The organism is Streptomyces sp. NPDC094032 (genome assembly GCF_040303965.1).
Taxonomy (GTDB): Bacteria; Actinomycetota; Actinomycetes; order Streptomycetales; family Streptomycetaceae; genus Streptomyces.
In genome coordinates this window covers 13151-26037 of record NZ_JBEOUE010000042.1, presented here as the reverse complement: position 1 = coordinate 26037, position 12887 = coordinate 13151, and the positions used below count along the sequence as shown (strand labels likewise).

10 protein-coding genes are annotated in these 12887 nt (G+C 72.5%); 6 read left to right on the top strand and 4 right to left on the bottom strand.

What is annotated here, in order from left to right; translation table 11 throughout:
* Window positions 1–63: 63 nt before the first annotated feature.
* Both ABTZ54_RS34110 and ABTZ54_RS34105 read right to left on the bottom strand, forming a co-directional pair.
* The gene (locus ABTZ54_RS34110; protein ID WP_351671293.1) at window positions 64–753 is read right to left on the bottom strand and encodes a SanA/YdcF family protein; all 690 of its coding nucleotides are present in this window, start codon (window positions 751–753) and stop codon (window positions 64–66) included.
* A gap of 30 nt (window positions 754–783) precedes the next feature.
* Window positions 784–1527: an aquaporin gene (locus ABTZ54_RS34105; protein ID WP_351671290.1), complete on the bottom strand. Its 744-nt coding sequence runs from the start codon at window positions 1525–1527 to the stop codon at window positions 784–786.
* Between the two features lie 75 nt (window positions 1528–1602).
* On the opposite strand from ABTZ54_RS34105, the gene ABTZ54_RS34100 reads away from it, so the two are divergent.
* The 6 genes from ABTZ54_RS34100 to ABTZ54_RS34075 all read left to right on the top strand — a co-directional run bounded on the left by ABTZ54_RS34100 (window position 1603) and on the right by ABTZ54_RS34075 (window position 9197).
* Window positions 1603–2349 carry a hypothetical protein gene (locus ABTZ54_RS34100; RefSeq protein ID WP_351671287.1) on the top strand — a complete coding sequence of 249 codons (747 nt, stop codon included), beginning with the start codon at window positions 1603–1605 and terminating at the stop codon, window positions 2347–2349.
* A gap of 45 nt (window positions 2350–2394) precedes the next feature.
* Window positions 2395–3207, top strand: a complete 813-nt coding sequence (locus ABTZ54_RS34095; RefSeq protein WP_351671284.1) for a sirohydrochlorin chelatase — start codon at window positions 2395–2397, stop codon at window positions 3205–3207.
* 123 nt (window positions 3208–3330) lie between these two features.
* A complete protein-coding gene (locus ABTZ54_RS34090; protein ID WP_351671281.1) occupies window positions 3331–4689 on the top strand; it encodes a deoxyguanosinetriphosphate triphosphohydrolase in 1359 nt (452 codons plus the stop codon).
* 149 nt (window positions 4690–4838) lie between these two features.
* Complete coding sequence (locus ABTZ54_RS34085; RefSeq protein WP_351671278.1) at window positions 4839–6101, top strand: NAD(P)/FAD-dependent oxidoreductase; 1263 nt, start codon at window positions 4839–4841, stop codon at window positions 6099–6101.
* A gap of 22 nt (window positions 6102–6123) precedes the next feature.
* Window positions 6124–8022 (top strand): DNA primase, encoded by a 1899-nt coding sequence (gene dnaG / locus ABTZ54_RS34080; protein ID WP_351671275.1) that lies wholly within the window; start codon window positions 6124–6126, stop codon window positions 8020–8022.
* Window positions 8023–8117: 95 nt separating this feature from the next.
* Entirely contained in the window at window positions 8118–9197 is a 1080-nt protein-coding gene (locus ABTZ54_RS34075; RefSeq protein ID WP_502997365.1) for an RNA polymerase sigma factor, read from the top strand.
* Window positions 9198–9214: 17 nt separating this feature from the next.
* Here the strand turns inward: ABTZ54_RS34075 and ABTZ54_RS34070 are convergent, their stop codons facing one another.
* Window positions 9215–11140: an ABC transporter ATP-binding protein gene (locus ABTZ54_RS34070; protein WP_351671269.1), complete on the bottom strand. Its 1926-nt coding sequence runs from the start codon at window positions 11138–11140 to the stop codon at window positions 9215–9217.
* The gene (locus tag ABTZ54_RS34065; protein ID WP_351671266.1) at window positions 11140–12873 is read right to left on the bottom strand and encodes an ABC transporter ATP-binding protein; all 1734 of its coding nucleotides are present in this window, start codon (window positions 12871–12873) and stop codon (window positions 11140–11142) included. The genes ABTZ54_RS34070 and ABTZ54_RS34065 overlap by 1 nt, the downstream gene beginning before the upstream one ends.
* Window positions 12874–12887 lie beyond the last annotated feature (14 nt).

Here is a 12887-nt window from a genome sequence, read left to right as displayed (position 1 = left end):
GTGCGGGCGGGGTGTTACGGACGGACTCCCGCCGCATTACGGGCGGGGTGCCAGGCGCTCAGGTCAGGGGCGGGTGCGGGGTGAGGCGGCGAGGGCCTTGGTGACGCCGTCCTCGCGGGCGCCGAGGAAGTGCGGGTCGGGGCGCAGGGCCGCGTCGAGGGCGGCCTTCCCGGCGGCGGCGAGCTCGCGGGTGGTGCCGTAGTACCAGACGGAGTCGTGGGGTTCGGCGACCCCGACGCCGTACGACTCGACGCCGGCCGCGTCGCAGAGGGCGACGGCCCGCTTGATGTGGAAGTCCTGGGTGACGAGGACGGCCCGGTCCACGCCGAAGATCTTCTTGGCGCGGACGCAGGAGTCCCAGGTGTCGAAGCCGGCGTAGTCGCTGACGACCTTGTCGTCGGGGACGCCTCGGGCGGCGAGGTACGTGCGCATGGCGCTCGGTTCGTCGTACTCGGTGCGGCTGTTGTCGCCGGTGACGAGCAGCACCCGGACCTTGCCGGTGCGGTAGAGCTCGGCGGCGGCGTCGAGACGGTGCGCGAGGTACGGGGTGGGGCGCCCCTTCCACAGTCCGGCGCCGAAGACGACGCCGACGTCCTGCGCGGGCACGTCGGCGGTGGTCCGCAGCCGGTCCCCGGTGGTGGTGTGCATCCAGGTGGCGGGGGCGAGGGCGAGGACGGCGCCGAGCATGACGGCCTGGACGGTGCGGCGGCGGGCCCGGGTGGTCCGGGGGAGCGGCAGGCGTACGCCGCGCATGGGGGTCCTCCGTGGGTGGTGCGGGGTCGGTCACCTGTTCCGACGCGCGGGAACGGCGTTCGGTTCACCCGCCGCGCCGGTCCGGGCCTCGCGCGCCGTCCCGTAGAGCACGGCCGCGAGTCCCATCCCGAGCAGCATGCCGAGCAACTGGGCGGCGGCGAAGGCGGGGACGGAGCCGGGGGCGATGCCGGTGAGGGAGTCGGAGAAGGCGCGGCCGAGGGTGGCCGCCGGGTTGGCGAAGGAGCCGGAGGAGGTGAACCAGATCGCGGCGCCGATGTAGCCGGCGACGGCGACGGGGGCGAGGGAGGGGCGGCCGATGCGGCGCAGGCCCTGGACGACGAGGACGAGTCCGGCGGTGGCGACGGCCTCGCCGAGCAGGAGGTGGGGTTCGGCGCGCGGCTCGGTGGCGAGGGTGCCGGGGGCCCGCCCGAACATCGCCTCGGCGAGCAGGGCGCCCGCGACGGCGCCGGTGAGCTGGGCGCCGATGTATCCGAGGGCCTCGGCGCCGCCGTGCCCGCCGTCGTGGCGGCGCGACCACCATTCGGAGAGGGTGACGACGGGGTTGAAGTGGGCGCCGGAGAGCGGGCCGAGGAGGGCGATGAGCAGGCCGAGGCCGAGGGCGGAGGCGAGGGCGTTGGCGAGCAGTCGGACGCCGATGTCCTGACTGAGGGAGTCGGCGCGGATGCCGGAGCCGACGATGACGGCGACGAGGGCGGCGGTGCCGGTGAACTCGGCGGTGAGGCGCCGGGGGAGGGACGCGGGGGGCATTCTCATGCCGGAAAAGATATTCCGAGATCCGGAAGGAAAAAAGAGGAGAGGAGACGGACCCGACCTCCGTACGATCCGTCCGTGATCACCGACGCCACCACCCTCCTCGCGGCAGCCGTCCGCAACAACGCCGACTGGTGCGACACCCTGTGCCGCGCCCACGGCCTCCCCGGCTCCTTCGGCGCCCGCGCCTGGACCAACCCGCGCCGCACCCCGCCCTACTACCCGGACGCGGTCACCCTGAGCGAGGACGCGACGGCCGAGGACGTGCTCGACGGCGTCGACCTCGGCAGGCCCGGGGCGTCCGTGAAGGACAGCTACGGCCGCCTCGACCTCGGCCCGGGCTTCCGGCGGCTCTTCACCGCGCGCTGGATCCACCGCCCCGCCGACCGCCCCGGCCTCCCGATCACCGCGGGCCACCGCCGCGTCACCACCGAGGCCGAGCTGGCCGCCTGGGCACGCGCCTGGAGCGGCGACGACGCCGAGGACGCGGCCCTGATCCGGCCCGAACTCCTCGCCGACCCGTCGACCACGATCGTCGGCGCGTACGACGTCGGCGGCCGGGTCCTCGGCGGCGCCGTCCTCACCGAGTCGGCCGGCGTCACCGGCGTCTCCAACCTCTTCACGGCCGACGACATCCCCATCTCCCTGGCCTGGGCAGGCGCCCTCGCCGCCGCCACCCCCGGCCTCCCGGTCGTCGGCTACGAATCGGGCGACGACCTCGCGGCGGCGAAGGACGTGGGCTTCGAGGAACTCGGCCCGCTGACGGTGTGGATGGCGGTCCCGGCGGAGGCGCTCACGGCCTGCCCCCCCCGCGCACGCCCGTGACCCCGGTGAAACGGCCAGGCAATCTCCCCCCGGCAGGCTGGCCGCATGACGACGTACGAGCCGGATCTCGGCCTCGCCGGAAGTGTCGAGTTGCTCGGCCGGATCGGGAGTCGGCTCGGCGAGCGGCTGCGGCAGGTGCGGCCGGTGCCGCGCCCGCCCGCGCTGATAGCCGTCGGCCACGGCAGCCGGGACCCCCGTGCCGCCGCCACCCTGCGCCTCCTCGTCGACCGGGTCCGCGAACTGCGCCCGGGGCTCGACGTCCGGCTCGCGCACCTCGGGCTGAACGCCCCGCTGCTTGACGACGTGCTCGCCGAGGGGGCGGGAGAGGCCGTGCTCGTGCCGCTGCTCCTCGCCCGTGGCCACCACGTCGAGCACGACCTGCCCGCCGCCGCCGCGCTCGCGCCCGGCACCAGGGTCGCCGCCCCGCTCGGCCCGCACCCGCTGCTCGTCGAGGCGCTCGCGGAGCGGCTCGACGAGGCCGGGTGGACGTCGGGGGCCGACGGCGTGGTCCTGGCCGCGGCCGGGTCGCGGGCCCCGGCGTCCGGCGCCGACATCCGCGCGCTCGCCGTGCTGCTCGGCGAGCGCCTCGGCGGCGTGCCCGTCGTCCCCGCGTACGCCTCGGCCGCCACCCCCACCGTCCCCGAGGCCCTGCGCGCGCTGGCCGCCCGCGGCCGCCACCGGGTCGCCGTCGCCTCCTGCTTCACCGCCCCCGGCCTCTTCGCCACCCGCGCCGCCGCCCACGCCCCCTGGATCGCCTCGGCCCCACTGGGCCCCCACCCGGCCCTGGCCCGCCTGGTCCTGCACCGCTACGACCAGGCCCTGTCCCGCGCGCCCCAGCGGGAACTCGCCTCCGGTTAGAGCCGCACCGGACGCCCCGGCCCATCCGCCCCTGACCCGTCGGACAGGCCCTGACCCGCCCCCCCAACGGGAACTCACCGCCAGTTAGTCCCGGTTGTCCGTGCCGCCGGTTACCTTCGGTGCATGGAAGGCATCGGAGACATCAACGGCACCGACCACACCGACTACCCCGGCTCCACCGACCACCCCGGCTCCACCGACGGCACCCCGGGCTACGACACCGACGACACCGAGCGCTGGGCCGCCGAGCCCGACAAACGCCCCGGGCGGACCGCCTTCCAGCGTGACCGGGCCCGGGTCCTGCACTCCGCCGCGCTGCGCAGGCTCGCCGGCAAGACGCAGGTCGTCACGCCCGGGACGCTCAGCCACGCCTGGGACGCCAGCCCCCGGACCCGGCTCACCCACTCCCTGGAGTGCGCCCAGGTCGGGCGCGAGCTCGGCGCCGCGCTCGGCTGCGACCCCGACCTCGTCGAGGCCGCCTGCCTCGCCCACGACATGGGCCACCCGCCCTTCGGGCACAACGGCGAGCAGGCCCTCAACGACGTCGCCAAGGACTGCGGCGGCTTCGAGGGCAACGCCCAGTCGCTGCGCCTGCTCACCCGTATCGAGCCCAAGCGCTTCATCGCCGACCCCGACACCGGCCGGCCCCTCAGCGTCGGCCTCAACCTCACCCGCGCCACCCTCGACGCCGCCACCAAGTACCCCTGGGAGCGCGGCGGCCACCCCACCGACCCCGGCTCGCCCAAGTTCGGCGTGTACGAGGACGACCTGCCGGTCTTCGAGTGGATCCGGGCCGGCTCCCCGGCCCACCGCAAGTGCTTCGAGGCCCAGGTGATGGACTGGTCCGACGACGTGGCCTACTCGGTGCACGACTTCGAGGACGGCCTGCACGCCGGGCACATCGACCCCAACATGCTGCTCGCCGAGCCCGAGCGCGCCGACATCTGGGCCGTGGCCCTCGGCAGGTACGTACCCGAGGACACCGACCCGCAGGAGCTCGCCGACGCCCTCGACCGGCTCGTCGACCAGGACTGGTGGCCGCACGGCTACGACGGCTCGGCCGTCGCCCAGGCCCGCCTCAAGGACGCCACCAGCCAGCTCATCGGCCGCTTCTGCCTGGCCGCCGAGGGCGCCACCCGGCAGGCCTTCGGCTCCGGGCGCCTCACCCGGTACGGCGCCGAGCTCGTCGTCCCCCGCGAGACCCGCAACGAATGCGCCGTCCTCAAGGCCGTCGCCGACCGGTACGTGATGCAGCGCGCCGAACAGGAGGCGCTCCGCGCCGACCAGCGGATCGTCCTCGCCGAGCTCGCCGAGGCGCTCGCCGCCCGCGCCCCCGAGGGGCTCGACCCGCAGTTCCGCGCCCTGTTCGTCAGCGCGGCGGACGACCGTTCCCGCAAGCGGGTGATCGTCGACCAGATCGCCTCCCTCACCGACGCCTCCGCCCGCAGCCTCCACGCCCGCTTCAGGACCCCCCGCGCGTAGCGGCCCGCCCGGGGGACCAGGGGCCGTTCGCCCTCTTTCCCCGCCCCGGGCTCGTGCGGGACCCTCGCTTGCACGCCCCGAGGTGGCAGGGCCCGGGCCGGGCAGGGGGGCGTAGCGTAGTGAACCGGTCGCAACGAGGAGGAATGAACGTGGTCGACGCAGATCAGACCTTCGTCATCATCGGCGGAGGACTCGCCGGAGCCAAGGCGGCGGAGACACTCCGCACCGAGGGGTTCACCGGCCGGGTGATCCTCATCGGCGACGAACGCGACCACCCCTACGAGCGCCCACCCCTCTCCAAGGGCTACCTCCTCGGCAAGGAGGACCGCGACTCCGTCTTCGTGCACGAGCCCGCCTGGTACGCGCAGGCGGACGTCGAGCTCCACCTCGGCCAGACCGTCGTGAGCATCGACCGCGAGGCCCGCACCGTCCGCCTCGGCGACGGCACCGTGATCGGCTACGACAAGCTGCTCCTCGCCACCGGCGCCGAGCCCCGCCGCCTCGACGTCCCCGGCACCGGCCTCGCCGGCGTCCACCACCTGCGCCGCCTCGCCCACGCCGAGCGGCTGCGCCACGTCCTCAAGGCCCTCGGCCGCGACAACGGGCACCTGGTGATCGCGGGCGCCGGCTGGATCGGTCTGGAGGTCGCCGCGGCGGCCCGCGAGTACGGCGCCGAGGTCACCGTCATCGAGCCCGCGCCCACCCCGCTGCACCACGTCCTCGGCCCCGAGCTCGGCCAGCTCTTCGCCGACCTGCACGCCGAGCACGGCGTCCGCTTCCGCTTCGGCGTCAAGCTCACCGAGATCGTCGGCTCCGACGGCATGGTCCTCGCCGTCCGCACCGACGACGGCGAGGAGCACCCCGCCCACGACGTGCTCGCCGCCGTCGGCGCCGCCCCGCGCACCACCCTTGCCGAGAACGCCGGGCTCGCCCTCGTCGACCGCGCCGACGGCGGCGGCGTCGCCGTCGACGAGTCGCTGCGCACCTCCGACCCCGACATCTTCGCCGCGGGCGACGTCGCCGCCGCCCACCACCCGACGCTGCACACCCGGCTCCGCGTCGAGCACTGGGCCAACGCCCTCAACGGCGGCCCCGCCGCCGCCCGCGCCATGCTCGGACAGCACGTCTCCTACGACCGGGTCCCGTACTTCTTCTCCGACCAGTACGACGTCGGCCTGGAGTACTCGGGCTGGGCGCCCCCCGGCTCGTACGACCAGGTCGTGCTGCGCGGGGACGTCGGGAAGCGGGAGTTCATCGCCTTCTGGCTCAAGGACCGCCGGGTGCTCGCCGGCATGAACGTGAATGTGTGGGACGTCACAGATCAGATCCAGAGCCTGATCCGCTCCCGTGCCGCCGTGGACACCGACGCCCTCGCCGACCCCTCCGTACCCCTGGAGAGTCTGAGTTCCTGACGCGTCCCCGTAGAATTCATGCGTGGCAGGCAGGATCAACGATGACGACGTGAAGGCGGTACGGGACGCGGTCCCGATCGACGCCGTCGTGTCCGAGTACCTCCAGCTGCGCAGCGCGGGCGGCGGGAATCTGAAGGGGCTCTGCCCCTTCCACGACGAGAAGTCGCCCTCCTTCCAGGTCAGCCCGAGCAAGGGACTCTTCCACTGCTTCGGCTGCCAGGAGGGCGGCGACACCATCGCCTTCGTGATGAAGATCGACCACCTCTCCTTCTCGGAGACGGTCGAGCGCCTCGCCGCGAAGGCGGGCATCACCCTGCGCTACGAGGAGGGCGGCTACAACCCCGGCCACCAGCGCGGCGAACGCACCCGGCTGGTCGAGGCCCACCAGGCCGCCGCCAAGTACTACGCCGAGCAACTCGGCTCCGCCGAGGCCGAGATCGGCCGCGCGTTCCTCGCCGAGCGCGGCTTCGACCAGGCCGCCGCCGAGCACTTCGGCGTCGGCTACTCCCCGGCCGGCTGGGACCACCTCACCCGCTTCCTGCGCGGCAAGGGCTTCACCGACCGCGAGCTGATCGTCTCCGGCCTCTCCCAGGACGGCCGCCGCGGCCCCATCGACCGCTTCCGCGGCCGGCTCATGTGGCCGATCAAGGACGTCGGCGGCGACGTCGTCGGCTTCGGCGCCCGCAAGCTGCGCGAGGACGACAACGGGCCCAAGTACCTCAACACGCCCGAGACGCCGATCTACAAGAAGTCCCAGGTGCTCTACGGCATCGACCTGGCCAAGAAGGACATCGCCAAGGTCAGCCGCGCCGTCGTCGTCGAGGGCTACACCGACGTCATGGCCTGCCATCTGGCCGGCGTCACCACCGCCATCGCCACCTGCGGCACCGCCTTCGGCGGCGACCACATCAAGATCCTGCGCCGCCTCCTCATGGACAACGGCTCGGCCCGCGTCATCTTCACCTTCGACGGCGACGCCGCCGGCCAGAAGGCCGCCCTGCGCGCCTTCGAGGACGACCAGAAGTTCGCCGCCGAGACGTACATCGCCATCGCCCCCGACGGCATGGACCCCTGCGACCTGCGCCTCGCCAAGGGCGACGCGGCCGTCGCCGACCTCGCCGAGCCGCGCACCCCGCTCTTCGAGTTCGCCCTGCGCCAGATCGTGAACCGCTACGACCTGGAGATCCCGTCCGGGCGGGCCGCCGCGCTCGACGAGGCCGCCCCCATCGTCGCCCGGATCAAGAACGTCGCCTCGCAGCACGAGGTCGCCGTCCAGCTCGCCGGCATGCTCGGCATCCTCGACACCCAGTTCGTGGTCCGCCGGGTCGCCCAGATCGCCCGCTGGCAGCGCGGCGGCGGCAAGGACCAGGGCGCCGCGCGCGACGGCGCCCGCCAGCAGCGCACCTACGGCGAGGTCCAGGCCCCCGTCGCCCCCGCGGGCCCCGCGCTCAACCTGCGCAGCCCCGCCCACCGCACCGAGCGCGAGCTGCTCAAGCTGGCGCTCCAGCGCCCGGAGCTGGTCTCCCCGGCCTTCGACGCGTACGGGATCGACGAGTTCACCGCCCCGCCCTACGCGGCCGTCCGCCAGTGCGTCCAGGACGCGGGCGGCGCTACCGACGCCCCCTCCGACTACCTCGACGCGGTCCGCGAGGCGGCGCCCGACGACACCGTCCGCGCGCTCGTCACCGAGCTCGCCGTCGAGGTCGTCTTCGCCAGGAACGTCGACGAGGCGTACGCGGGCGACCAGCTCGTCACCGTCCGGCTGCGCGCCGTCGAGCGGCGCATCCGCGACGTCCAGGGCACCCTGGCCCGCCTCGGCAGCAACGGGGACCCGGGACAGCTGGCGGCCGTGCAGAACGAGCTGTGGGTCCTCACCCAGTACGGGCAGTCGCTGCGCAACCACGGCGCCGCGGCCCTCTGACGCACGTTCGGTCACGCACCGGACTCAAAAAGTCACCGCACGCCCCTCGTGGCGGCGATGTGTCGTACCCCACACTGGGTGACGGTGCAGTCCCGTTGCCGTCACGCCCCCGAATCGGCAGCGATCACCCACCCTGGAGGTCGCCCCCCGTGCAGACCCAGACCGTCACCGCGTCCCAGGACCCCTCTCCGGCCGAACTCGGCGCCGTCGAGCAGGAACCGGAAGTGCCGCCCCAGCGCCGCCGTGCCGACCCGGGCGGCAGCGGTCCCTCCTCCGACCTCTTCCGGCAGTATCTGCGCGAGATAGGCCGCGTCCCCCTGCTCACCGCCGTGGAGGAGGTCGAGCTCGCCCGCCGGGTCGAGGCCGGGCTCTTCGCCGAGGAGAAGCTGGCCACCACCCCCGACCTGGACACCCGGCTCGCGCTCGACCTGGACCGGCTCGTGGTGCTCGGCCGGATCGCCAAACGCCGCCTCATCGAGGCCAATCTGCGGCTCGTCGTCTCCGTCGCCAAGCGGTACGTGGGCCGCGGCCTGACCATGCTCGACCTGGTCCAGGAGGGCAACCTCGGCCTGATCAGGGCCGTCGAGAAGTTCGACTACGCGCGCGGCTACAAGTTCTCCACGTACGCGACCTGGTGGATCCGCCAGGCGATGTCCCGGGCCCTCGCCGACCAGGCCCGGACCATCCGCGTCCCCGTCCATGTCGTCGAGCTCATCAACCGGGTCGTCCGCGTCCAGCGCCGGATGCTCCAGGAACACGGCAGCGAACCCACCGCCGAGCAGGTCGCCGCCCAGCTCGACCTCGCCCCCGAACGGGTCGGCGAGGTGCTGCGGCTCGCCCAGGAGCCGGTCTCGCTGCACGCCCCCGTCGGCGAGGAGGAGGACGTCGCCCTCGGCGACCTCATCGAGGACGGCGACGCCGCCTCCCCCGTGGAGTCCGCCGCCTTCCTGCTGCTGCGCGAACACCTGGAGGCCGTGCTCTCCACCCTCGGCGAACGCGAACGCAAGGTCGTCCAGCTGCGCTACGGCCTGGACGACGGCAGGCCCCGCACCCTGGAGGAGATCGGACAGCTCTTCGGCGTGACACGCGAACGCATCCGCCAGATCGAGTCCAAGACCCTCAACAAGCTGCGGGACCACGCCTACGCGGACCAGCTGCGCGGCTATCTCGACTAGCCGGCCCGGGCCGCGGCTCAGTCCACCTCGGCGACCGCCTGCGCGAACTGCGCCGCGTACAGGCGCGCGTAGGCGCCGCCCGAGGACAACAGCTCCTCGTGCGTGCCCTGTTCGACGATCGAGCCGTTCTCCATCACCAGGATCACGTCCGCGTCCCGGATGGTGGAGAGGCGGTGCGCGATCACGAACGAGGTCCGGCCGTGCGCGAGCCGGGCCATCGCCTTCTGGATCAGCACCTCGGTACGGGTGTCGACCGAGCTGGTCGCCTCGTCGAGGACCAGGATCACCGGGTCGGACAGGAACGCCCGCGCGATGGTGATCAGCTGCTTCTCGCCGGCGCTGACGCCCGCGCCCTCGTCGTCGATGACCGTGTCGTAGCCCTCGGGCAGGGTGCGGATGAAGCGGTCGGCGTGCGCGGCCCGCGCCGCCGCCTCGATCTCCGCCCGGCTCACCTCGCGCGTCGTGCCGTACGCGATGTTCTCGGCGATGGTGCCGCCGAAGAGCCAGGTGTCCTGGAGGACCATGCCGATCCCGGCCCGCAGGTCCTCGCGGGCCATCCTCGCGATGTCGACCCCGTCGAGGGTGATGCGCCCGCCGGTCACTTCGTAGAACCGCATCAGCAGGTTGACGAGCGTCGTCTTGCCCGCGCCCGTCGGGCCGACGATGGCGACCGTCTGGCCCGGCTCCACCGCGAGCGACAGGTCCTCGATGAGCGGCTTGTCCGCCTCGTAGCGGAAGGACACGCCCTCCAGCGCGACCTTGCCCTTGAGGTCCGCCGGGCGCTCGCTCGTGGGCGAGTCCGGCGCCTGCTCCTCCGCGTCGAGCAGCTCGAAGATCCGCTCGGCGGAGGCGACGCCCGACTGCACCAGGTTCGCCATCGAGGCGACCTGCGTCAGCGGCATCGAGAACTGCCGGGAGTACTGGATGAAGGCCTGCACGTCACCGATGGACAGGCTGCCGCTCGCCACCCGCAGACCGCCGACCACGGCCACCAGGACGTAGTTCAGGTTCGACACGAACATCATCACCGGCTGCATCACGCCGCTGTTGAACTGCGCCTTGAACCCGGCCTCGTACAGCGCCTCGTTCTGCTCGTGGAAGTCCTGCCCGGACTCCTCCTGGCGCCCGAAGACCTTCACCAGCGTGTGGCCGGAGTACATCTCCTCCACATGGGCGTTCAGCTTGCCCGTGGACTTCCACTGCTGCACGAAGTGCGGCTGCGACCGCTTGCCGATCTTCGTGGCCACCACCACCGACACCGGCACCGTCACCAGCGCCACCAGGGCGAGCAGCGGCGAGATCCAGAACATCATCACGAGCACGCCGACGATGGTCAGCAGTGAGTTGATCAGCTGGCCCATCGACTGCTGGAGAGTCTGCGAGATGTTGTCGATGTCGTTGGTCGCCCGGGACAGCACCTCACCGCGCTTGGCCTTGTCGAAGTACGACAGCGGCAGCCGCGCCAGCTTCGTCTGGACGTCCTCGCGCATCCGGTACACGGTCCGGTTGATCACCTTGATCGACATACGCGTGGAGACCAGCATCAGCAGGCCCGCCAGCACGTACACGGCGAGCACCAGGACGAGGACCTCGCCGACCGCCGTGAAGTCGATGCCCTTGCCGGGGGTGAAGTCCACCCCGGAGAGCATGTCCGCCATCCCGGAGTCGCCCTTGGCGCGCAGCGCCGCCAGCGCCTGCTCCTTCGTGGCGCCCTCGGGCATCTGCCGCCCGACGACGCCCGCGAAGATCAGGTCGGTCGCCCGGCCGAGGATCTTCGGGCCGACCACCGAGGCCGCCACGGACAGCACACCGGCGACGAGCATCACCCACAGCGAGCTCCGCTCCGGCGCCAGCTGCTTGAGCAGCCGCTTGCCGGAGCCCTTGAAGTCCATGGACTTCGAGTCCGGGCCGCCCCCGGCCATGGGCATACGTGGACCGGCCATCAGGCTGCCTCCGCCTCGGTCAGCTGGGAGAGCACGATCTCCCGGTACGTCTCGTTCTCCGCCATCAGCTCGTGGTGCCGTCCGGTGCCCACGACCCGGCCCTCGTCGAGGACCACGATCCGGTCGGCGTCCCTGATGGTCGACACGCGCTGCGCGACGATGACCACCGTCGCGTCGGAGGTCTCCGCCGAGAGCGCCGCCCGCAGCAGGGCGTCGGTCTCGTAGTCGAGCGCCGAGAACGAGTCGTCGAAGAGGTAGATCTCGGGCCGCTGCACCAGCGTGCGGGCGATGGCGAGCCGCTGCCGCTGACCGCCCGACACGTTCGTGCCGCCCTGCGCGATCGGCGCGTTCAGCCCGGCCTCCAGCTTCTTCACGAAGTCGGCGGCCTGGGCCACCTCCAGGGCGTGCCACAGCTCCTCGTCGGTGGCGTCCGGCTTCCCGTACCGCAGGTTGGTCGCGACCGTCCCGGAGAACAGATACGGCTTCTGCGGGACGAGCCCGACCGTCCGGGCCATCAGCGCGGGATCCAGCTTCCGCACGTCCACGCCGTCGACGAGGACCTCGCCGCCGGTCACGTCGAAGAGCCGCGGCACCAGACCGAGGAGCGTCGACTTGCCGCTGCCGGTCGAGCCGATGATCGCGGTGGTCTCGCCGGGCCGGGCGACCAGCTCGATGTCCTTGAGGACCGACTCCTCCGCGCCCGGGTACCGGAAGTCCGCGCTCCTGACCTCCAGCTGCCCGCGCCGCGTCAGCTCGGTCACCGGCTCGGCCGGCGGGACCACGCTGGACTCGGTCGCCAGGACCTCCTCGATGCGCTCGGCGCACACCTCGGCCCGCGGCACCATCATGAACATGAAGGTGGCCATCATGACCGCCATCACGATCTGCATCAGATAGGCGAGGAAGGCGGTCAGCGCGCCGATCTCCATCCCGCCGCTGTCGATGCGGTGCGCGCCGAACCAGACGACGGCGATCGACGACACGTTCACGACCGTCATCACGGTCGGGAACATGAGCGCCATCAGCCGCCCGGTCGACATCGACACCTCGGTCAGCTCGGCGTTCGACCCCTCGAACCGCTCGCGCTCGTAGTCGTCCTTCACGAAGGCCCGGATGACCCGGTTGCCGGTGATCTGCTCGCGCAGCACCCGGTTCACGGTGTCGAGGCGGGTCTGCATGGTGCGGAACAGCGGCCGCATCTTCCGGACGATCAGCGAGACGGCGATACCGAGCACCGGCACCACGGCGAGCAGCACGGCCGACAGCGGCACGTCCTGGCCGAGCGCCATGACGATGCCGCCGACGCACATGATGGGCGCGGAGACCATCAGGGTGAACGCCATCAGGACCAGCATCTGGACCTGCTGCACGTCGTTGGTGGTCCGGGTGATCAGCGACGGCGCGCCGAAGTGCCCGACCTCGCGGGCCGAGAAGGACTGCACCCGGTCGAAGACCGCGGCCCGCACGTCCCGCCCGAGGGCGGAGGCGGTGCGCGCCCCGAAGAAGACGGCCCCGATGTTGCAGACGACCTGGACCACGGACACGCCGATCATCAGCGCGCCGAACTTCAGGATGTAGCCGGTGTCCCCGTTGACGACACCGTTGTCGATGATGTCGGCGTTCAGGGTCGGCAGGTAGAGCGTGGCGCTGGTCTGCAGCAGTTGGAGCACCACGAGCAGGGCGATCGGTTTTCGGTACGGCCGGAGGTGGGTTCGGAGAAGTCTTATGAGCACGGGTTCTACTATCG

Excerpts from the sequence above, each read along its gene's own strand:
- ABTZ54_RS34110 (WP_351671293.1), bottom strand. The coding sequence starts at position 753 with ATGCGCGGCGTACGCCTGCCGCTCCCCCGGACCACCCGGGCCCGCCGC.
- ABTZ54_RS34105 (WP_351671290.1), bottom strand. The coding sequence starts at position 1,527 with ATGAGAATGCCCCCCGCGTCCCTCCCCCGGCGCCTCACCGCCGAGTTC.
- ABTZ54_RS34095 (WP_351671284.1), top strand. The coding sequence starts at position 2,395 with ATGACGACGTACGAGCCGGATCTCGGCCTCGCCGGAAGTGTCGAGTTG.
- ABTZ54_RS34090 (WP_351671281.1), top strand. The coding sequence starts at position 3,331 with ATGGAAGGCATCGGAGACATCAACGGCACCGACCACACCGACTACCCC.
- ABTZ54_RS34070 (WP_351671269.1), bottom strand. The coding sequence starts at position 11,140 with ATGGCCGGTCCACGTATGCCCATGGCCGGGGGCGGCCCGGACTCGAAG.